The following is a 21,112-nucleotide window of genomic DNA, read 5'->3' on the forward strand; positions in this document are numbered from 1 at the left end:
ATCTATACCCATGCACCTCAACACCCGCATGTCGCGGCGCCTCACCCTTGCCACATCAGTAGGCCTCTCACTCGCCCTCGTTACGGGTTGCTCGTCCGACAACAAGGACTCCGCCCAGTCCGAAACCACGACCACGACGTCGGCCGCACCAACCGAACAGGCCTCGGCAACACCACGTCTCGCCGTGTCGTACGACGGCGGCGTCCTGGTGCTGGATGCAACTTCCCTCGACGTGGTCGGCGAGACCGAGATCGACGGCTTCACCCGACTCAACCCGGCCGGCGACGGTCGCCACGTCATGATCTCTGCCGGCGAAGCATTCAAGGTGCTCGACACCGGCACGTGGTCTTCGGCTCACGGTGATCATTCTCATTACTACACAGCCGATCCCGCGATGTCCGAGGTCGAGTTCGCAGCCAACGAACCCGGACACGTTGTACGCCATGCCGGAAAAACCGTTCTCTTCAACGACGGCTCGGGACTCGTCGAGATCTTCGATCCGGCGCAGTTGGCAAAACGCCAACCCCGCGTCGAGACGTACACCACGCCAGAACCCCATCACGGCGTTGCGGTCGCACTTGCCGACGGCAGTCTGTTGACGACAATCGGAAATTCGGAGTCCCGCAACGGCATTGCCATCCTCGATGCCGACCGCAAGGAAATCCTGCGCAACGAACAGTGCCCCGGTGTCCACGGCGAAGCAGTCGCTGCCGGCGAAGCCATCGTGCTGGGCTGCCAGGACGGGTTGCTCGTGTACAAGAACGGAGCGATCACCAAGGTCCAGAGTCCGGATGCATACGGCCGCATCGGAAATCAGGCAGGCTCGGAGGAGTCGGACATCGTGCTGGGTGATTACAAGACCGACAAGGACGCCGAACTCGAACGTCCGCAACGGATCTCGCTGACCAACACGACGACGTCCGAACTCAAGCTCGTCGACCTCGGCACCAGCTACACCTTCCGCTCACTCGGCCGCGGACCACACGGAGAGGCACTGGTGCTCGGCACCGACGGCGCCATCCACGTCATCGACCCGAACACCGGCGTCGTCACCAAGAAGATCGCCGTCATAGACGCATGGACCGAGCCCACCAAATGGCAAGAGCCCAGGCCCGCGCTCTTCGTAGAAGATCACACCGCTTACGTCACCGACCCAGCGTCGAAGAAGCTGATCGCAGTCGACCTCGAGGACGGCAGCATCCTGACCGAGACCACTCTCGATCACGCCCCCAACGAATTGACCGGTGTCACCGGCTGATTCAGATCCTCACCTCAGGCCCCCATCTCACACCGAGATGAGGGCCTGAGCCGTTCTCGTGCTTCGCCTACTGACCAGGGAATCTCATACCCAGGCAATCCTCGAGGTGCTACGACGCGCACCTCAGAGAATCGAAGCCGTTGTCGCCAGCTCTGCTGGAGCTGAGCGATGAGCAGGACCACGATTGACCGCGGCACAAGTCAGCATGGAATAACTCCGTGTGGAGGTTCGTTGGAGATGGTGTCGGTGTTCGGTTCTTTGCCCCGGGTACCACCCCAGAATTGCCACTTCGAGTGGCCACTTGCCGAGAGGCGCAAGACGGGCACCGACGCGCTGGAGCCGCTGGACACCTTTCGGTGCCAGCGGCTTCGTCGTCTGAATGATCAGGCCGGGTTTTCGCCGGCAGCGACGTCGAGGATCCACGTCACCCCGAACGCATCGGTGAGCATGCCGAAACCGGGGCTCCACGCCGCGGCGGCAAGACCCTCGATGATCGATGCACCAGCAGAGAGTTTGGCCCAGTAGTTCTGCACCTCTTCGAGGGTTTCACCGCGAACCGAGACGAAGAACGGTTGGTCAGTGATCGTGGTGCCGTTCTCGCGGTGTGTCGAGCCTGCGTTGTCGGCCGAGCCGCCCGACTGTCCAGGGATGTCGTATGCCATCACACAGAAGCCGTCCTCTGTCTCCACCTGGCCGAACACGACGTTCTCAGCGCCGGGCACCTCCTTGGGCATCCCGAAGTCGCCGTAGGTTGCGATCGTGACCTGGCCACCGAAGACGGACTGGTAGAACTCCAGAGCCTCGCGGGCGTCTCCGCGGAAGTTGAGGTGGGTCGTTGTCTTGATGCTCATGTCTGCTCCTGGTACGAACGTCGCTCGGGTTTTCCCTGACAACGTCGACTCTCACAGCCGTATAGGACTGTTTTCGTCCTAGACTCGTCGTAGTCTCACCGCATGGCGACCACCACTCGACTCTTGAATCTGCTGTCCCTCTTGCAGACGAGACGCGACTGGCCGGGCGCTCTACTCGCCGAGCGGCTCGACATCAGCCATCGCACGGTCCGCCGCGATATCGACCGGCTCAGGGAGATGGGTTACCGCATTGCGGCGACCATGGGCCCGGACGGCGGATACCGACTCGACGCCGGCAGCGAGCTGCCACCCCTGCTGTTCGACGACGATCAGGTCATCGCACTGGCAGTTGCGCTGCAGGCGGCGACGCTGACCGGCGTCGGTATCGAAGAGGATGCGGTTCGAGCGTTGACCACTGTGCGGCAAGTGATGCCGTCGCGTCTGCGCCATCGCCTCGACGCGCTCACGTTCACCACGATTTCGGCCGGTTCCGGCGACGCAGACTCCGTGTCCCCAGAGGTGCTCGTAGCGATTTCCGCTGCAGTCCGCGCTCGCGAGGTGTTCCGCTTCGATTACTCGAACGACCACTCAACCGACAACAGCGAAATAACACCCCCGCGCCGAGTGGAGCCGCATCATCTGGTGACCTCCAAGCGTCGCTGGTACCTCGTCGCGTGGGATCTCGCGCGAGACGACTGGCGAATCTTCCGCGCCGATCGCATCACCCCACGCACCCCGAACGGTCCCCGGTTCACGCCGAAGGAAATCCCCGGCGGCGACGTCAGCGAATACGTGTCCGCGCGCTTCAAAGGATCGGAACATATCAACAATTGGCCGTGCCATGGCAAGGTCGTTCTCCATCGACCAGCCAGTTATGTTCTTCCCTTTGTCGGGGAAGGCATCGTCGAAGATCTTGGCCCCGAGCAGTGCAGTCTCGAAGCCGGATCATGGTCTTGGACGGCGCTGGCAGCCTCCTTCAACCGATTCGACACCGACATCGATGTCGTCGGCCCGGCAGAACTTACCCACGCTTTCGCGCAACTCGCCGCCCGCAACGCCGCGACTGCTGAGAGTTAGTCAGTCGTCTCGAATGAGATCCAGGTCTCCAACGCAACCGTGCGCCCGCGGGTTCGTGATAGCTTTCAAGTCCTCAGAGGACCTGAGGACTTGAAGACCTGAACGAAGGGATGCCCAAGGAGATGAAGAAGGGGCAAGTTGCATTTCTCACCGGCACACACGTCGTGAACGATCTGTACCAGGGGGCTGTGCCTGCGCTGTTGCCGTTCATGATGCTCGAACGCGGATATTCCTATTCCGCGGTCGCCGGAATCACGCTCGCCGCGACCGGACTATCCAGTGTCGTGCAACCTGCATTCGGCATGCTGGTCGATCGAAAGAGCCGAAACTGGCTGGTACCCACAGGTTTTGTGACGGCCGCAGCAGGCATTGTCGTGGCAGCGATGAGCACCACCTACATCGTCACTTGGCTGGCAATTGCCGTGGCCGGCATCGGCATCGCCGCATACCATCCTCCCGCCACAAATTTGGCACGCGCGGCTGGAGGTCATTCACAGAAAGCCATGAGCGTGTTCTCCGTGGGCGGTACGTTGGGCGCCTCGCTGGCGCCACCGTTTGTCACGCTCGTGGTTGGCTCACTCGGTTTGTCCGGCGGCTATCTACTCGCAGTTCCTGCAGTGGTGGCGGCTATTTGGTGGATGGTCGCCCAGTCGCGATCGGCCAACACGGGTGCGGCCGAGTCAGCCCAGTCGTTGAGTGCGCAACTGGCAGCGAACGGTCCCGTGTCAGACGATTGGCGCTCGTTCACACGACTCGTGCTGGTAACGGTCTGTTGGTCAATTCCGTACGTGACCACACTGTCGTTGGTCTCACCGTTCGTGCTCAACGCACTGAACGGATCGTCCTCGAGCGCTGCAATCGTGTTGTCCTCCTTCACATTGGCAGGAGCGGCCGGAACGCTACTGGGAGGAGTCCTCGCGGACCGTCGTGGTCGACGCGCATCCATCCGACTCGGCTACCTGCTTGCGGTACCTTCACTGGCGCTGCTCGCTGCCGCTCCGAACGTTGCAGTTGCCGAATTGGGAATCGTCTGTCTCGGATTTGCTATGTTCCTGCCCTTCGCGCCACAGGTGACATTGGCGCAGGACTACCTACCGAATCGCCCCGGCACAGCAAGTGGGGTGACGCTCGGACTCGCGATGTCCGTGGGAGGCATCGCATCTCCGCTGTTCGGCTACCTGGCAGATCACTTCGGACCGCGCATGGCGATCGGGGCGACAACTGCAGTGCTGTTCGTCGGCGCCGTCATCGCATTCACCTTGCGCGATCGACGACTCGACCCGGAAGACGAGACGGAGCGCGAACTGGACGTCATCGCCCTTCGATAAACCGAAAGACGGCCCCGTAGTCTGAAGATTCATCGGAGGACATGAAGTATTACTCGGTGAGCCGCTCCATTGCGGTTCACCGAGTCAGTCAGGAGCAGTCACATGGCAGTGCGCCAGATCAAGCAGCAGTCGCTGGTACAGAAAGCCGCGGACGAACTTGCGCGCCTCATCGGCGACGGCGAGTGGCCGGTCGGGACCAAAATCCCGAACGAACAGGATCTGAGCACACTCCTCGGAGTCGGGCGTTCGACCGGCAGAGAGGCCGTTCGCGCACTGATTGCGTCAGGCCAGCTCTACTCGCATCAAGGGTCCGGCACCTACGTCATGTCCTCGACACCGGTCACAGAACTCGAGCGAGAACTCAAACGCTCGGACCGCCGCGAAGTCTACGAAGTACGCAGACTCCTGGAAGTGGAAGCGGGCCGCCTGGCTGCCATGCGCCGAACTTCGGCCGACGTCGATCTGTTACACGCAGCACTCGAAGCCCGTGAAAATGCCTCGACACCAACAGAATTTGTCGACGCTGACATGGAACTACATCGCGCCGTGGTGAATGCTGCGCACAACAGCGTGTTGTCGATGGTGTTCGATTCATTCATCGAAACGCTCCGCAACTCGGCCCTGGACGTGATCACCGACGTCGCGGCGCGAGACCCCGAATCGATCGACGACGAAGGCGCTGCCCACCGAGATCTAGTAGAAGCCATCGTCGCGGGTGATGCCGACGCTGCCAGCGCGGCAACGCGCAGGAACATGGACGGGCTCGACTGACCCTCTCTATCGTTGTCAGGCATGACGTCCACATCGCTCCCTCCACGGGGTCTCCGGATCGGTCTGTCCGCCATCGCGTGGCTAAACCTGCTCTCTGCGCTCGTAGGAATGGCGGGCCTGACGATCGGCGGCGGGATGGGCCTGCCTCCTGAGTGGATCGAGGGAACCGTCTTCCCTTCATATTTCTGGCCCGGAATCCTCCTCGGCGTTGTCGTCGGAGGCATCCAGGCCGCCGCGCTCTTCGCTCAGCACAACAGGTTCCGTCTGACGTGGGGCCTGCACGCGGCCGCCGGCCTGACCATGATGATCTGGATCTTCGTCGAGATCGCCATCGTTCTCGCCTGGTCGCCGCTGCAGGGCATCTTCTTCACCACCGGACTAGTCCAGACGATCCTCGCCGTTCTCGCACTCGGCGCCTGGCCTCGCCCCTTCCTCCAACGAGTCGAGTAATGACGGAACCTGTTCTCGAACAACAGAATCACGACGACCGGGCCCACCTCACCTTCTCGAAACAGCCCTTGACTCGAAAGCATGTTCGAGTATGATGGAAGGTGGAACGGGGGGTTCTCATGACGATCAACATCACCGAAGATACTGTCACCGACGTGGTCAACAGCTCCGCCGTGGGTGTGCGCGGACGATTGTGGCGGCTTCACCCCAGCGACGTCCGCGAGATCGCCATCACCGCGTCAGCGGAAATCCTTCGCCTGGAAGCCATTCGAGTGGCCGCCGTCGACACCCTGACGTTGAACCCGGACGAACAAGTACTCTGCTACCGCGGCACCGGACAATGGCTCGCGAACCACACCATGCTGCAGATCTCCACCGGCAGAAGAATCGCAGCCCTGGGAAAAGCGCTACGGTCGTTTCCCGAGATCGAAGACCAATTCGATGCCGGTGACCTCACTTTCGAGCACGCAGCACTGATCGTGGCGTTCTGCGAATCCCCACCCAAGGCAATGCCCGACGCCGCACTACCGTACTGCCGCGACACACTCCTCGCCGCAGCATCCGGAACCGAAGCAACCACCGTCAAACTGCGCTACGCCCTCAGCGTCCTCGAGCACATGTTCGAATCCGACGACCCACCACCAAGCGAAGACACCGACCGCAACGAACTGCGCATCTCCCCCACCCTCAACGGAAGAGTCGCCGTCCGAGGCGATTTCGACGGAGTGACCGGCGAAATGCTTCTCTCCGCCCTCTCCAACCTCTCCATGCCCACCCCCGCCGAAGACGGCACACCCGACAAACGACCCGCCGCCACACGCAACGCAGACGCCATGGCAGAACTCATCCGGCGCTACCTCGACAACGCTGCCACCGGCATCGACGGCGGCCAACGCCCACACCTGAACGTGCACATCAACGCCAAAGACCTGGCCTACCACCGTGAATGCGCCACAACGGGCGATGGCTCAACACCTGTCCCGTCCGAGGACGACGATCCCGGCATGCTCGATCTCGACTTCCAAGATCTCGACAAACAAGATCTCGATGTCGGCCACATGCCCTGGATGGGACCACTGAGCATCGGCCGCACCCGCATGATCGCCTGCGACTGCATGCTCTCCAGCGTCCTCCTCGACGGAAACGGTGCCCCACTCGACGTCACCCCACTCAAAAGGCTTGTCACCGCAGCACAACGCACCGCACTGATCGCCCGAGACAAAGGATGCGCCTTCCCCGGCTGCGACTGCGTCCCCGCCTGGACCGACGCCCACCACATCAAACACTGGGCCAAAGGAGGACCAACCGTCATGGACAACCTGGTCCTACTCTGCCGAACCCACCACACCCTGATGCACCGAAAACCCGGATTCACCGGCAAATGGGAAATCCGAATGGGCACCGATCACCTGCCCTGGTTCATCCCACCACCGGGCATCGACCCCGACCGGAAACCCCGCCGCTCCACCACACGACTCTGAACCCGGAGGTCACCGAGCACACGCCTCGGTGACCCATTCCGGCGTGCTTCGATAGCCGGAAAGGGCGGCACGGTGTCCCCTATTGCTAGCGTTGAGCGTGTGTTTGCACAGGGAACCAACGCGCTGACGGTAGACGGCCGACCGACGCTCGCGCATATCGATTTTGCCCTTATGGATTCCTATCGATTTCCCGACCGGCAGGGCTTCCCCGATTCATATCGCGCATTCATCAGGCACGCAGGTTGGGCGCGGACCTTCGGACTCTGGCTCATCTATCCGCCCGTCCTTCCCGGATTTGCCGACGGCTGGCAAGGGCGCGCCCGCAACCTCACCGCCCATCTTCATTCGGTCTACAGAGAAGGACAGGATGACGAGTTCGATTGGATGATCGAACCCGACGGCGATTGGTCACTCCCCGACTCGCTGCAGGTTTTCGGATGGAGCGAAAACGGTGACGCCCTCCTGTGGGACACAGCATCACGCGACACCGACGGAGAGTTTCCGGTTTGGGAATCACGCTCGTTCAACTCTCTCCACCGCCTCGGCGGGAGCATCCACGAAGCACTACCGTCCATTCGCACCCGGGCTATGGGCCTGTTCGGACCTCGCACCTCCGACATCGAGCCACTCCAGCCCACCCAACTCTGACGCGCGACCCAAATTATCGATAGGCCGCGGACACAGCCACGAATACGAAACCTACGACGACGACCAGGGACAGATAGCCGAGAACGAGTCCGGCCACTGCCAATCCGCGCCCACTTTCGCCGGAACGGCGAATCTGGTTCAACGACACATGCCCCACTGGAATAGCAAGAACTCCACCGAAGATTCCAAGTACAAGTGCGACGATGGCCAAGGCATTCGTGCCGACCGCTGGTCGCGCTGGATAGCGCGCTGCAAGTTGATCTGCGAGTACCGGAATCCCGTCCGATGTGAAGCCCACTTGTGCAAAAACGGGTTGGCCATCGGCGGTGTAGCCGACCACCCCAGGGAGCGGTGCCGCCACCTGCCTGACAGACCCGAACGTCGAACGAAGGCTCCTCCCTATCAGCAGCGCCGCGGCCATATACAGCAACAGCCCCGCCACAGATCCGGCTATCCAGGCTCCACGAAACGCCGGCCCGTCGACGTCGAGGATCCTCCCCGCCGCCCTCACACCGGATCCTGCTGCACCGACCGCGATACTCAAATTCACTGCGCCAGGAATAACGGCAAGCATGGCAATGGCACCGACACCAAGCGACAATGCCGGGCCACCGCGACGCCGCCACGCCAACGAACTCATCAGCGCTGCAAACAAAGTCACAGCGGCGCCTAGAAGCCCAGTCACAAATCCGACAACGACTCCCGTCTCGAAGTCCCCACCTAGATGACGAGCAACCCACTGTGCCCAGGCCCGCGCGAATGGCGGCCCGAGCGTCAGCGAGACAACGACCGTTGCAACCGCAACGCACGCCACGACACTGATGACCCGCAGAATCCACCCCAGATAACTGAAATGCGAATTATTTTGCGCAACAGTAGTTTCCGAGTCGATCACCAGGATTCCTTCGTTCAGAGTGTGAGAACAGAACGGCTCTAGCCGTCACTCCACACAGAACCGTGGCCGGACCGGCTCACTCATCTGATCAAGTTCTGGCGCCTGTGTCTGTAGTTCGTTCGCACGACCAAACCGGCGATAGCAACGATTACATAGTTGTGTTAGCGTTGTTTTTATGAGCTCGAGAGCAAAGATTCTGGCCGCGGCAACCGAGCTGCTCAACACCTCCCCCAACGGCGACATATCCACCCGCGCCGTGTGCGAGATGGCCGGCGTCGGCGCCCCCGCGCTCTACCGTCAGTTCGGCGACAAGGACGGACTGCTCGCAGCCGTCGTCGAGGCGGGCTTCTTCGAATACCTCGAAGGTAAACGCGCTGCGACACCTTCCGATGACCCCGTTGCCGATCTACGGGCCGGCTGGGATGCGCACACCGCCTTCGCGCTCGCGCATCCCGCTCACTACCGCTTGATGCACTCACCTTCCGCCCAGAGCGCCGACACCGCCCTGCAGGCTCAGGCGCTACTTCGATCCGTTCTCCAACGATGCGCTGCGGCAGGTGTTCTGACCGTATCGGTCGACGTGGCTACGCAGATGGTGATGTCCGCCAATGCGGGCGTCGCTCTGATGCTCGTCGTCAGGCCGGAACAGTACCCCGATCCGACGCTGTCACAGCGAGTTCGCGACGGAATCTTCGCGTCCATCATCGACGAATCCGGCGCCCACCCGGAAACCTCACTCAACACAGTTGCATCTACTCTCGACGCCCAACTGGCCGCCGCAGATTCAACTTCTCTCTCCGCCAACGAAGTCGGCCTACTACGAGAGTGGCTTCGCAAGCTGTCCGATGCAACCGAAACCAGTTCAGGAGTTACATCATGACTGACACCACCACCCGCGTCGCCATCGTCACCGGAGCTTCCGGCGGCATCGGGCGAGCGACTGCCGAGAAGCTCGCCGCCGACGGAATGGCTGTCGCCGTGCACTATTCAGGAAACATTCAACGCGCCCAGGAAACAGCTGACGCCATCGTCGCTGCGGGCGGTCGCGCCATAGCGGTGCATGCGGACGTCGCCGACGAAGGTGAAGTCGCCGCACTGTTCGATACGGTCGAGGAGGAGTTCGGGGGCATCGACGTCGTCGTTCACGCAGCCGGAATCATGATCCTCTCCACCGTCGCAGAACTGAACTTCGACGATTTCGATCGGATGCATCGGACCAACGTCCGAGGGACCTTCGTGGTCGACCAGCAGGCAGCCAGACGTGTCCGGCGCGGTGGTGCGATCATCAATTTCTCCACCTCCGTGAAGAAGCTGGCGTTTCCGACTTATGCCGCGTACGCCGCCACCAAAGGTGCTGTCGACGCGATCACTCTGGTTCTCGCGAAAGAGCTACGGGGACGCGATATCACGGTCAACGCCGTAGCCCCAGGCCCCACGGCCACCAATCTATTCCTTGACGGGAAAGACGAAGCTACAGTGGAGAACCTGTCCAAGCTGGCTCCCCTGGAACGCCTCGGCACACCGGCGGACATCGCGGAGGCTGTCGCGTTTCTCGCCGACCCAGCTCGTTGGGTCAATGGCCAGGTCATCTACGTCAACGGCGGCGTGATTTAGCAAAACCATCGTCTAAGGAGCACACCTTGGCAATTCCGACAAAACAGTCAAACCAGTCGACTTTGGTTGTAATGTGCAAACAATGGATAACCAGGATCGAGGGTCCGCCCGGACGTCACGACGACAGTTCATCAGCGTTGCAGGGCTGGCGGCAACCGCGGTCATAACCCTCGCGACCTCCTCGACCGCCGGCGCCGCCGGCCCCACGGCACCCAATCCAGGTTCGCGGGTCGGCGATCCTGCTGAAGCCCAAGCGGTGCAACACGTCGCAGAGACACTGCTGAACAGCGGCGTTCCCGGCCTTGCCTTCGCCATCGTCAAACCGGATGAGAAGAACCGCAAGGCGAGTGTCACCACTACGTACCACTACGGCCAGGCCGACGTCGAAAACGGCGTGAGAGTCACTCCACGAACGCAATTCGAGATCGCCTCGGAGACCAAGACCTTCACCGCTGCACTACTGGCGAAACTGATCTCTCGGGGAGAAGTCGGATTGGACGACCTGGCGAGCAAGTATTCGGATGGCAACCCGCTGCCGAAAGGCATCGGCGGCGAGGAGATCACGCTTCGCCAACTGGTCACCCACCGTTCCGGCCTGAGCGACGACCCGCCCAATCTTTCGGCGGGGTGTGCCGATCCCACACGATCGTGCACGGACGAGAAGGCGAAGTACACCAGAAATATGCTCTGGAAAGGACTCCAAGACGCCGGCGCCTTGGAGTTCGCCCCCGGTAGCCACTGGCTGTACTCGGACTTCGGGTTCGGACTGCTCGGCACACTGATGGCCGACAAAATCATTCCGGGACAAGAGAAGCCACCATTCGCGGCGGCAGTCGCCCGCGAAATCACCGACCCGCTCGGGATGATGGGTACCGTGATCGAGACCAAAGCAACCGACCTTGCCGTTCCGTACCACCTCGACGGCACACGAGCGCCTCTGTGGAACAACACGGGTGCGATCGCAGGAGGGGGTGGGCTGGTCAGCACCGCCGAGGACATGTCGATTTGGGCTGCAACAACTCTCGGCTACGGAAACAACCCGCTCAAACCAGTCCTGACCTCGATGCTCGAGCAGATCGACACGCAAGCTCCGGAGAATCCTGCATTCGGAATGGGAATGGCGTGGCAGCTCCAACCCCCGACGCCGAACTTCCCACAACGGTTCGCCAAGAAAAACGGAGACAGCTCGGGATCCAACTGCATCACCCTGCTGGTTCCCGACAGCGGCTGGTCGATCACGATTCTGGCGAACGGTGGAAATGCGGCGATGATCGACCCTGCAGCCGTGAACCTGATGCATGATCTGGTTCCGAGACGACCCATATTCGGTAGCTCGACGGGAAGTTCGTCGGGCAGCGACGTCGGCTTCCAGACCGGGTCATTCGGATAGGCCCACTTGCCTACAGGCGCTACATCTTCGTCGAGCGTGCCATCACGAAGCAGTAGAGCCCGTAGGTGATGATGCCCAATCCGGCAAGGATCAGCAGCGCCACTCCGTACGGCTGCGCGCCCAGCGTCTTGAACGCTCCGTCGAGTCCGGAGGACTTGCCGGGTTCGGAACTGTTGACCGCAAGAAGAACCAGAATGCCGACTGCAGCGATGGCCAAGCCCTTGGCGACGTACCCGACGGTTCCGAGTCGGCGCACGAAGTTGCTGGGTGTGCCTTTCAGATCATCGAGGAAGTTCTGGCTCGCGCCCTTGTACACGTGGTACACACCAACGGCGATGATCGCGATCGCGCCGATCACCAATGCGATAGTTCCAAGCGTGTTCTCCATCAAACGCGCCGTGATCCCCGCACTCTGACCGCTGCTGGACTTCCCGCTACCGCGGGCGAATCCGAATGCAGTGAAAGCAAAACCGAAATAGACGAGCGAAATGCCCAGAGCCTTTGCGCGGTTGAAGAACTCTTTCTTCTTGTCGTCAGAGGACGGCGACGACGAGCTTCCCAACGCAGCTTCGGCCAATCTCCACAACGCCATGGCAAGGAAGGCCACGACGCCGACCCACAGAGCGAAGACACCCCCTGGCTTTCCTGCCAACTCGGCCATCGCACCCGATTGGTCCGCAGACCCGGATCCACCGAGAGCAAGGCGGATCGCGATATATCCGATCAGCAGATGAACCACACCGCTGACGACGAATCCGGCACGGGCAAAGCGCTCGAAGACATTGTTCTGTGCGACGTCAGCCGCCGTGGACGCAACGCTCTTCTGGTCGTGCGGTGACGATTCTTTATTCATCATGATCGTCGAACCATATACGGGCAGACGCTTCCCTCGAACGCCTGCATCAAGTGTTTCGAGATCAAGGGTTTCGAGGGTTCTGATCCGGCGTCGACCGCGGTTCTTCGGGGTTGGGAACCTTGGGGTCGATCGTGTCTGCATGATCTCGTTGCTGGTTCAGTTCCTCGCGAGAACTCGTCGCCTCTTTCCGATGCTGCGCTGCATGATGTTGCAGCGCAGACGCTTCCGCCGCTTTGGCGTCGGCCTCTGCCTGCACCATGCGCGCTTTGGCTGCTGTCTCTTCTGCCCGCGCCTCGCGCTCGCCTACTTGCAGTGACTTGTCTGCGACGTCTTCGCGGATCTGTTCTGCCTCGATGTGACGACGCTCGTCACGCCTGTTTCGCGCCACCCACAGGAGTGCGGCCACGATCGCTATCACCACGACCACGGCAACAATTATCCAGATAATGCTGCTGGTACTCATACTGCGAGAGGTACCCACCTGCGACTTTCTCACACGCAGGCAAACAAATACGCTGAAATTACAGGTCGGTCGGATGTGTGTTGGCTCCGCATAGAACCACGCACAGTTCACCGTCGGACGGCGGCGACACCGTTCCGTTCAGAACCGGAGCCAATGCTGCCGCGGTTCCCAACTCCACCAGAATCCGGAACTCCCGCCACAGGAATGCCCGCGCTTGCCGGATCGAATCATCTTCGACCACAACACTGTCTACCGAACTCTCATGCAGTGTCTCCCAGGCGATGGCACCAATTCGTGTAGCCCCCAACGAGTCTCCGGCGATACTGTTCACTTCGATATCCACCGGACGCCCCGCATCGAGCGAGGTGCGCAAGGTGGCAGCCCCGGTCGGCTCGACGGCTACCACGTGATCTTCGGGACGAGCCGCCGCGACGATTCCAGAGACTAATCCGCCGCCGCCGACTGCAACGCAATACGTGATCGGTCCGGATGCGTCGTCTTCGAGCTCGAGAGCGATGGTGCCGGCCCCACTGACGATGTCGGGCAGGTCGTAGGCATGCAGTTCGAGCGCACCGCTGGTGCGTGCGATGTCCGCCGCAGCGGCAGCAGCGAGTGCATACCGGTCGCCTACCTTGTGAACGGTTGCACCCAACTCTCCGAGAGCCTTCACCTTGGCATCAGGCGCTGTCTCCGGTACCACCACTGTGCAGGTGAGTCCTCGTCGCCGCGCTGCCCACGCGGCCCCGATTGCAGCGTTGCCGCCAGACGCGATCACCACGCCGGCATCGGGCATGGTGCCGTCGGCGACCGCTCGTTCCACTGCATTGAGACTGCCGCGCACTTTGAAGGAACCGCCGTGCTGGAGGTACTCGAGCTTGAACAGAACCGGTACCTCACCCTGTGGCGTCGGTAGCGCAGTGCGAAAGATCGGAGTACGCCGCGCCAGTCCTGCGATACGAGTCCGCGCAGCTTCGACGTCCGAGCGCTCGATTGCCACTGGACCTGCATTGTTGTCGGCGGTGAGAGTCATGTACCAACCCTACGGTTCGCAACTTCGACCCGAAGCAGTCGGCCCATCGTCATCACGATGTCTGTTTTTCACCAAGGAATGCCCGCATCTGACCGAGACAATGCACCTCGGGGTGAATAATTTTACTACTGCAAGCACAACGACGACATCAAGGAAAGGCACACCCCATGTCGAAGATCGCAGTATTCGGTGGAAACGGTTTTGCAGGAAGCGCAATCGCGAAAGAAGCCGCTTCACGCGGCCACGAGGTAACCGTCGTCGCTCGCAGCGCGCAGTCCGGAACCGACACGAATGTCGTGCAGGGTTCTGTTCACGACAACACGATCGTGGAGCAGATCACGGCAGACAACGACGTCGTTGTCGTTGCCATCCCCGCTCGCGAGATCGACGGCAAGCGCCTGCTCGACGCCGTCACTCCCCTCGCAGATGCCGCCGCACGCAACGGTGCTCGCATTGCCGTAGTCGGTGGCGCCGGCAGCCTGTTGGTCTCCGAGGGTGGGCCGCGCGTCGTCGACACCCCCGACTTCCCGGACGCATACAAGGGTGAGGCACTCGCTCACGCCGACGTCCTCGATGCGCTCCGCGCGACCGACAGCAATGTCGACTGGTTCTACGTGAGCCCGGCCGCAGCATTCGGCGCCCATGCCGGCGTCGCTCCGAAGGGATCCTTCCAGGTGGGTGGCGACATCCTTCTGACGGACGCCGAGGGCAACTCCGCCATCGCGGGCGAAGACTACGCACACGCTTTTGTCGACGAGATCGAGACTCCGGCACACCGTCGCCAGCGTTTCACCGTCGCACACTGAATATGAGCAACCTTCGTAGGCGCGCAGCCTGGATGACTGTTCCCGCTGCCGCCGCACTCCTGCTCACTGCGTGCTCCAACGACGCGGAATCCGCAACGCCCAGCAGTTCTACGACGTCCACGAGCGTTGTTGCCGAACAGGGCGATCAACTCGAATCCAACAGGACCGTCGTCACGGACTTCTACGAACTGGCGTTCAACGGCCGTCAGGTACAGCAAGCCGCCGACCGGTACCTTGGCGACGTCTACATCCAGCACAACCCCACCGCCGCCGATGGGGCAGCCGGATTTGTCAGCGGCATAGGCGGTTACGTCGAGGCCACACCCGGATTGCATGCCGAGATCACTCGCGTTTTCGCCGAGGGCGATCTGGTTGCCCTCCAGTCCCACACCACGTCTGCACCCGGCGACCGCGGCCAGGCGGTATTCGACATCTTCCGCGTCGACAACGGTAAGATCGTCGAACACTGGGATGCCATTCAAGACGTGCCGGAAACGTCCGCGAATCCGAACACGATGTTCGACGGACCCACCTCGTCGCCGTCCAAGTCGTCAGAAGTCTTGGAGCGCAACACGGCCAACGCGTTGACGTTCCTGCAGCTCGCCTTCAACGAAGGCAAAGCCGCCGAGGCTGCCGACCAGCTGGTCGGTCCGACCTACACGCAGCACAACCCCTCGTTCGCTGACGGCAAGGACGCATTTGTCACCGCACTGGCCGGGATCGAACCCGTTACCGAAGACAAGGCCACCAAGTTTCCACGGACGGTAGCCGAGGGCGACTTCGTCTTTATTCAGACCTTCGCTTCGTCCGGTGAGGGAACGGCCGGCAGCGGCTCGATGGACATCTTCCGATTCGACGAGAACGGCAAAATCGTCGAGCATTGGGACGCCGTCCAGGACTACCCGTCGACGACTGCAAGCGGCAACACCGTGTGGGACGGCGGTCGCTGAGACGACAACTCCGAACAGTTCAGAGAGGGCTACGTGATCAGCCGACGTTGATTCGTTCTGTGTCGCCGTCGTAGTAGTCCAACAATCTCTGATCCATCACCCGGCGCCACAGCGGTGGAATCCACGCGATCACGATCATCACTGCGTAGCCGGCCGGAAGTTGCGGCGCTTCGGCCGCGCTACGCAGACTTTGGTACCGCAGCTTCGGGTTGGCGTGGTGATCGCTGTGCCGCTGCAGTTGGTAGAGAAACAGATTGCTCACGACGTGATCGCTGTTCCAACTGTCAGCGGGGCTGCAGCGAACGTACGAGCCGTCGGCACGCTTGCCACGCAGCAGGCCGTAATGCTCGAGGTAGTTCGCGGCTTCGAGGAAGGTGAATCCGGCAACTGCCTGCAGCAGGAGCCAGGGCGCGACCTCCCAACCGAAGATACCGATCAGCGTCGCGAAAAGGACAACGCTCATCGCCCAAGCGTTGAGAATATTGTTCTCGAAGCTCCAGGTTCGTTTGCCTTTCCGCTGGAGTCGAGCGCTCTCGATCCGCCAGGCAGAACGCAGGCCGCCGAACACACTTCGTGGCAAGAACCTCCAGAAGCTCTCACCGAACCGCGAGCTGGCCGGGTCCTGCGGAGTCGCTACACGCACATGGTGGCCGAAATTATGTTCCACGTAGAAGTGCCCGTAGAGAGATTGCGCAAGCGCCACTTTCGCGAGCCACTGTTCGATCTTCTCGCTCTTGTGGCCGAGCTCGTGGGCCGCGTTGATACCGACGCCGGCGACGACGCCCACCGTGAACGACATCGCGATCTTCTCCGCGATTCCCATCGGAGCGTTGATCCAGCACCAGCAGGCGAAGACCAGACCGGCGTATTGCAAGGGGAGGAACGCGTAAGTGCACCAGCGGTAGTAGCGGTCTTTCTGCAGTCGTGGGATCGCATCGTCCGGCGGACTTTCGCCGTCTTCACCGGCCAACATGTCGATGATCGGGATGACGATGACCAGTAGCCACGCGCCGGTCGCCCAGAACAATCCGAGACGAAGGTTGTCGACGAGAAACCAGGAGAGGAACGGGCTGAGTGGAATCAGCAATCCGAGCGGCCACAGGTACCTCTTGCGGTCGCGCCAGCGCGGATTTTCGCCGGACGGCGAGTCGGTGTTCTGGACAGCGTTCGATTCGGTACGCCGTGCGTCGGAAGTCGCTGTCATTCGCCGATCTCGCCTTTCGTCCCCTCGAACGATTCGCCCCACGCACCGTTCACGCTCAGCAAACCAGAACTAACGTCCGGACGGGTATGGTCCCGAAATCCAGAGCGCCCTGCTCGAAAGACGGCACGAGCGCTTGTACTCACCAAAAACTCCCCCGCACATCACTGCTCACCCCGACAGTAGATACGGACAAAATACCCCACGGATCTGCGGGGATGGCGACCACCTCCGCACGTCGCCGAGGATCGATGATCCCTGCCAAGGCAAGGTCGAACCGCGTCGCCCTCGTCGAAGTAACGGTAACCGGCAGTGACAGAAATCATAAGCAGAGGACAGGATTTCCGCTCGTAGTGGCGACCAAAAAGACTGCGCGCCCTCAACTGGTCAGTTGCGGGCACGCAGTGAAAAGGTGAGCAAGCGTCAGAGCGTTGCAAACACCTTCGTTTTCACTTCGTTCAGCCAACCGTTCGCGGTCACGAAGTCTGTGACGCTCGACTGCAATCCGAAGACGTGCCCGGCCTGCGCCGCCGGCAGCCTCGTGAAGAGGTTGTCGTCGAGGACCGCCTGAACCGCCGCACTGGTCGACCCGTCCGCGTTCAGCGGATACAGCACGACCGTCACGCCGTTCAGGATGTCGGCCAACTGCTCCATCGGATAGGACGCGTATCCGGCATCGGTGTAATTGGTCGGAACACCGGGCCCGTACGCCAATCCGAGTTCGTTGACCACCAAATTGCCGATCGCACCGGTGGGCTGCTGAACCGAGAAAGCGCCGGGCGCGTCTCCGAGTGAAATGTGAATCCACTTGTTGGTCGCGATCACGTCGGCGTACTCGCCACGGACACGTTCGAGATTCTCTTCGTAAGCAGTCCGCGTCGACTCGAGCACGTCGGTCTTGCCAATTGCCTCAGCAAGCTCGGTGGTGATCTTCTTCCAGTCGCCTCGGCTCTCTCCCTTGACGATGACGGTGGGTGCAATGCCGGACAGACGGTCGAACGCCGCTTGGTCCACCTCGTCGGCGTCGCCGACAATGATGTCGGGATCCGCCGCAGCGATCGCTTCGAAGTTCATTTCCCCGAAAGGCCCGATGGTCGGGAGCCCGTCGACGAAGGCCTGCTGCTCCGGCGTGAATTCACTGATCCACTTGCCGTAGTCCTGCACAGCAGCCGGTTTCACTCCGAGGGACATGAGCTGCCAAGGAGTGTCGTACGACGCGGCGACGACGCGCTCAGGTGAAACCGGAACCTCGATGTCCCCGTACGCCGACGCGACGGTCCGGACGTCCGCATGCTCGGAGTCGGCCGACGACGAGGAACAGCCGGTCACCACCATCGCACCTACGACGGCAACCGCCGCCGCTGCAATGACTCTGGAACCGAAAGAAAATGATCGAATTGCGCGCACGCAGAACTCCTACAGGGTGATTGTTTAGCCAACCCTAAGTTCATTCTGCGGCACGGCACAAGTCCGATCGAGGCACTTAGAGTCGCTGTTCGGACTAGTCCTGTAGCCAATCGGTCATTGGCGCGCGCGGATGATCGATCAGGCTTGCAAACTCCCCCGGCGTCACGCCCATCGTTCGACGAAAAGCCGCACCGAACGCGCTTTCGGAACGAAAACCCGTCTTCCGCGCCACAAACGAGATGCTTCGACCGAGTGCCAGAAGTTGCATCGCGTGATGAGCCCGCAATCGCATACGCCATTCCGAGAAGGTCAATCCGGTCTCGGCCGGAAACCTTCGTGTGAGAGTCCTCGTACTGACCTTCGCGTCGGTGGCCCACTCCTCGACCGATCGGGTGTCGGCCGGGCTGGCGACCAACTGATCTGCGATCTGCCGAAGCCACGGCGTCGTCGGCAGCGGTACATCGAAAATCAGTCGCGGAACAGGTTCGACGAGGTCGATGGCAAACGCCTCGGCTCGTCGACGAGCCGCGTCCGTCAAGTCGTCTCGGGTGAGGTGATCGAGTACTTGTTCGAGCAGTGGAGGGGTGGACAAGGCCACCACACGATCCAACCCGGTCACATCGGATGCCACCAACCACGTGCACGACAATTCTGTGCCGCTGCGCGCTGTCACCTCGTGGGGAACAAGGGACGGGATCCACAGACTGACTCCGCTCGGCACCGTGTACACAGTCTCCGGAGTACGGACCTCGAGAACACCGTCGATCGCCCACAGCAATTCGTGATCGCTGTGGCGGTGCATCTCCCAGGTGTAGTCCGAATCGACGGCCAGCCGATTGGTCGCCAACCGCAAGTACCCGTCGGCACTGACGCGCAGCGGTCGAACGACGCGTTGCCACTCGGACAGTTCGTCGAGCGGACTGCTGAGCGGGTAGTCGATCTGCTCGCTCACCGCAGCGTCGACAGTTCGGGATGTCCGAACAGGCCAGGCAACCCACCGGTGTGCAGGAAGACCGTTTTTGATCCCGCCGTGATGGCTTTGTCCTTCACGAGTTGGATCAATCCCGCAAAGGCTCGGCCGGTGTACGTCGGGTCGAGGAAGATGCCCTCCGTACGAGCCAAACATCGGATCGCGCCGGCTGATGCTTCCGTGAGCGTCGAATATCCTTGTCCAACTTGGTTTCGCAGGATCTGAAGATCTGCGGCTCGCATGGCCGGACCAGGCATCTCGTCCAATAACCCAGCGACAGTCGACACTGGATCGGCAACAGCCCCGACATCAACGCCCACAACTCTGTCGACGCCCAGATGCGCGACAAGTCCAGCCATCGTTCCGCCCGATCCGAGAGCAACCACGACGCGATCGACGCCGGAGAGTTGCTGCTCGATCTCGCGTGCGCAGTCGACGTAACCCTGCGCGGCCACCGCGCTGGTACCACCGAAGGGAATGACAAAAGGAACTCCGCCCGAGTCAGCAACGGCCTGCGCTGCGGCGCCGACCGCGGATGCCGTGTCCCCACCGGCCCAGACGATCTCAGCGCCCGCGAGTGCATCCAGAACGAGATTTCCCTGCGCGGATTCCGGCTCGGCACCACCGAGCACCAGCACACAACGCAATCCCAAACGGGCTGCTGCGGATGCAGTCAATCGAGCGTGATTGCTTTGCGGTGCACCGGTAGTGATCAGAGTCGTCGCGCCGACGGCCAAAGCCTGAGCGCAGGTGTACTGCAGCTTTCGGATCTTGTTGCCGCCGCCGCCCAGGCCGGTGACGTCGTCACGTTTGATCCACAGATCTTCCGGCCCCAATCCGAGTGCCTGCGCGCAACGCGCCAGAGGTTCGACGGGCGTCGGCCAACTGCCCAAGCTGATCGGCGGAACGGCGGAACTCAACATTTGACGAGTCTAGTTCGACCGTGCACCTACAGGCTGGGCTCGCATACAGTCGGGACATGGGAACTTTCACGACGACCACACGTGATGTACCGCTGACCGTCAGCCGACCGGATTCGCCGAGTGAACCGAGACATGCGGTAGTAGTTCTCCAAGAAGCGTGGGGCGTGAACCAACACATCGAGAGCATCCTCGAACGCCTCGCCGATGCCGGCTACCTTGCCGTCGCCCCGCATCTCTACCACCGCGGCGCACAGACCTCCTTCACCGACTTCCCGTCCGCGAAGGATGCGCTCATGGCACTCGACAGCACAAGCATCGGCCACGACGTACGTGCCGCCGTCGACTACAGCCGATCCGAGGGAGCAGAGAAAGTCGGCTCCCTCGGATTCTGCATGGGCGGCAGCGCATCCCTGTGGTGTGCCGCCGTACCCCTCGTCGATTCCGCTGTCACGTACTACGGTGGCGGCGTTGCAGAAGCCCGATGGGATGGGATTGCCGCAGGCACCGAACTCGCTGCGCACCTGCAGGTCCCATGGCTCGGCCATTACGGCGACTTGGATCCGAGTATCCCACCCGAGAGCGTCGAGCAATTGCGCGCAACCGCGTCCGATCTCGCCCGGGTGTACCGCTATGCCGACGCCGGCCACGCGTTCAACAACGACACTTCGGCCAGCCACTACGCCCCGGATTCTGCTGCCCTCGCCTGGACCCGCACTATGGAGTTTTTCGCCGAAACCCTGTGA

Annotated in this window: 22 protein-coding genes; 13 read left to right on the top strand and 9 right to left on the bottom strand. The window is 61.6% G+C overall.

Features of this window, described 5'->3' with window-relative positions; translation table 11 throughout:
• The first annotated feature begins 10 nt into the window (after nucleotides 1–10).
• Nucleotides 11–1,258: a zinc metallochaperone AztD gene (gene aztD / locus ASU23_RS16780; protein ID WP_058038301.1), complete on the top strand. Its 1,248-nt coding sequence runs from the start codon at nucleotides 11–13 to the stop codon at nucleotides 1,256–1,258.
• A gap of 383 nt (nucleotides 1,259–1,641) precedes the next feature.
• Here aztD and ASU23_RS16785 read toward each other — a convergent pair whose 3' ends face one another.
• On the bottom strand, nucleotides 1,642–2,109 hold the full coding sequence (locus tag ASU23_RS16785) for a VOC family protein (RefSeq protein WP_058038302.1): 468 nt from the start codon (nucleotides 2,107–2,109) through the stop codon (nucleotides 1,642–1,644).
• A gap of 102 nt (nucleotides 2,110–2,211) precedes the next feature.
• On the opposite strand from ASU23_RS16785, the gene ASU23_RS16790 reads away from it, so the two are divergent.
• The 6 genes from ASU23_RS16790 (at nucleotide 2,212) to ASU23_RS16815 (ending at nucleotide 7,864) form a co-directional block, all read left to right on the top strand.
• Complete coding sequence (locus ASU23_RS16790) at nucleotides 2,212–3,186, top strand: YafY family protein (protein ID WP_042925190.1); 975 nt, start codon at nucleotides 2,212–2,214, stop codon at nucleotides 3,184–3,186.
• 122 nt (nucleotides 3,187–3,308) lie between these two features.
• Entirely contained in the window at nucleotides 3,309–4,514 is a 1,206-nt protein-coding gene (locus tag ASU23_RS16795) for an MFS transporter (protein ID WP_051649716.1), read from the top strand.
• A 102-nt stretch (nucleotides 4,515–4,616) separates the two neighbouring features.
• Nucleotides 4,617–5,285 (top strand): FadR/GntR family transcriptional regulator, encoded by a 669-nt coding sequence (locus ASU23_RS16800; RefSeq protein ID WP_007729798.1) that lies wholly within the window; start codon nucleotides 4,617–4,619, stop codon nucleotides 5,283–5,285.
• Nucleotides 5,286–5,306: 21 nt separating this feature from the next.
• A complete protein-coding gene (locus tag ASU23_RS16805; protein WP_225320164.1) occupies nucleotides 5,307–5,735 on the top strand; it encodes a hypothetical protein in 429 nt (142 codons plus the stop codon).
• A gap of 119 nt (nucleotides 5,736–5,854) precedes the next feature.
• On the top strand, nucleotides 5,855–7,216 hold the full coding sequence (locus tag ASU23_RS16810) for an HNH endonuclease signature motif containing protein (protein WP_058038303.1): 1,362 nt from the start codon (nucleotides 5,855–5,857) through the stop codon (nucleotides 7,214–7,216).
• 99 nt (nucleotides 7,217–7,315) lie between these two features.
• Nucleotides 7,316–7,864 carry an SMI1/KNR4 family protein gene (locus tag ASU23_RS16815; protein WP_228401412.1) on the top strand — a complete coding sequence of 183 codons (549 nt, stop codon included), beginning with the start codon at nucleotides 7,316–7,318 and terminating at the stop codon, nucleotides 7,862–7,864.
• Nucleotides 7,865–7,877: 13 nt separating this feature from the next.
• On the opposite strand, the gene ASU23_RS16820 is transcribed toward ASU23_RS16815, so the two are convergent.
• A complete protein-coding gene (locus tag ASU23_RS16820; protein WP_058038304.1) occupies nucleotides 7,878–8,759 on the bottom strand; it encodes a DUF4190 domain-containing protein in 882 nt (293 codons plus the stop codon).
• A gap of 175 nt (nucleotides 8,760–8,934) precedes the next feature.
• Between ASU23_RS16820 and ASU23_RS16825 the strand changes: the two genes are divergently transcribed.
• The 3 genes from ASU23_RS16825 (at nucleotide 8,935) to ASU23_RS16835 (ending at nucleotide 11,763) form a co-directional block, all read left to right on the top strand.
• The gene (locus tag ASU23_RS16825) at nucleotides 8,935–9,639 is read left to right on the top strand and encodes a TetR/AcrR family transcriptional regulator (RefSeq protein WP_058038305.1); all 705 of its coding nucleotides are present in this window, start codon (nucleotides 8,935–8,937) and stop codon (nucleotides 9,637–9,639) included.
• A complete protein-coding gene (locus tag ASU23_RS16830; RefSeq protein ID WP_058038306.1) occupies nucleotides 9,636–10,373 on the top strand; it encodes an SDR family oxidoreductase in 738 nt (245 codons plus the stop codon). The genes ASU23_RS16825 and ASU23_RS16830 overlap by 4 nt, the downstream gene beginning before the upstream one ends.
• An 82-nt stretch (nucleotides 10,374–10,455) precedes the next feature.
• Nucleotides 10,456–11,763: a serine hydrolase gene (locus ASU23_RS16835; protein WP_058038307.1), complete on the top strand. Its 1,308-nt coding sequence runs from the start codon at nucleotides 10,456–10,458 to the stop codon at nucleotides 11,761–11,763.
• Nucleotides 11,764–11,782: 19 nt separating this feature from the next.
• Here the strand turns inward: ASU23_RS16835 and ASU23_RS16840 are convergent, their stop codons facing one another.
• From ASU23_RS16840 to ASU23_RS16850, 3 genes are all read right to left on the bottom strand, one after another.
• Nucleotides 11,783–12,619: a DUF1206 domain-containing protein gene (locus ASU23_RS16840; RefSeq protein ID WP_058038308.1), complete on the bottom strand. Its 837-nt coding sequence runs from the start codon at nucleotides 12,617–12,619 to the stop codon at nucleotides 11,783–11,785.
• A gap of 61 nt (nucleotides 12,620–12,680) precedes the next feature.
• Nucleotides 12,681–13,082 carry a hypothetical protein gene (locus ASU23_RS16845; RefSeq protein WP_020971062.1) on the bottom strand — a complete coding sequence of 134 codons (402 nt, stop codon included), beginning with the start codon at nucleotides 13,080–13,082 and terminating at the stop codon, nucleotides 12,681–12,683.
• 58 nt (nucleotides 13,083–13,140) lie between these two features.
• Entirely contained in the window at nucleotides 13,141–14,112 is a 972-nt protein-coding gene (locus ASU23_RS16850) for a serine/threonine dehydratase (protein ID WP_050655983.1), read from the bottom strand.
• A gap of 167 nt (nucleotides 14,113–14,279) precedes the next feature.
• On the opposite strand from ASU23_RS16850, the gene ASU23_RS16855 reads away from it, so the two are divergent.
• Nucleotides 14,280–14,918, top strand: a complete 639-nt coding sequence (locus ASU23_RS16855) for an NAD(P)-dependent oxidoreductase (RefSeq protein ID WP_054827230.1) — start codon at nucleotides 14,280–14,282, stop codon at nucleotides 14,916–14,918.
• 32 nt (nucleotides 14,919–14,950) lie between these two features.
• A complete protein-coding gene (locus ASU23_RS16860) occupies nucleotides 14,951–15,868 on the top strand; it encodes a nuclear transport factor 2 family protein (protein WP_253741375.1) in 918 nt (305 codons plus the stop codon).
• 37 nt (nucleotides 15,869–15,905) lie between these two features.
• Here ASU23_RS16860 and ASU23_RS16865 read toward each other — a convergent pair whose 3' ends face one another.
• From ASU23_RS16865 to ASU23_RS16880, 4 genes are all read right to left on the bottom strand, one after another.
• The gene (locus ASU23_RS16865) at nucleotides 15,906–17,072 is read right to left on the bottom strand and encodes an alkane 1-monooxygenase (protein ID WP_054827228.1); all 1,167 of its coding nucleotides are present in this window, start codon (nucleotides 17,070–17,072) and stop codon (nucleotides 15,906–15,908) included.
• Between the two features lie 420 nt (nucleotides 17,073–17,492).
• Complete coding sequence (locus ASU23_RS16870; protein WP_058038310.1) at nucleotides 17,493–18,476, bottom strand: ABC transporter substrate-binding protein; 984 nt, start codon at nucleotides 18,474–18,476, stop codon at nucleotides 17,493–17,495.
• A 94-nt stretch (nucleotides 18,477–18,570) separates the two neighbouring features.
• Nucleotides 18,571–19,428: an AraC family transcriptional regulator gene (locus tag ASU23_RS16875; RefSeq protein ID WP_058038311.1), complete on the bottom strand. Its 858-nt coding sequence runs from the start codon at nucleotides 19,426–19,428 to the stop codon at nucleotides 18,571–18,573.
• Nucleotides 19,425–20,369 carry a D-cysteine desulfhydrase family protein gene (locus ASU23_RS16880; RefSeq protein ID WP_058038312.1) on the bottom strand — a complete coding sequence of 315 codons (945 nt, stop codon included), beginning with the start codon at nucleotides 20,367–20,369 and terminating at the stop codon, nucleotides 19,425–19,427. Before ASU23_RS16880 ends, ASU23_RS16875 begins: the two co-directional genes overlap by 4 nt.
• Nucleotides 20,370–20,425: 56 nt before the next feature.
• Here ASU23_RS16880 and ASU23_RS16885 point away from each other — a divergent pair, with 56 nt between their 5' ends.
• The gene (locus ASU23_RS16885) at nucleotides 20,426–21,112 is read left to right on the top strand and encodes a dienelactone hydrolase family protein (RefSeq protein ID WP_058038313.1); all 687 of its coding nucleotides are present in this window, start codon (nucleotides 20,426–20,428) and stop codon (nucleotides 21,110–21,112) included.

The sequence above is a fragment of the Rhodococcus sp. KB6 genome (assembly GCF_001445685.1).
Taxonomy (GTDB): Bacteria; Actinomycetota; Actinomycetes; order Mycobacteriales; family Mycobacteriaceae; genus Rhodococcus_F; species Rhodococcus_F qingshengii.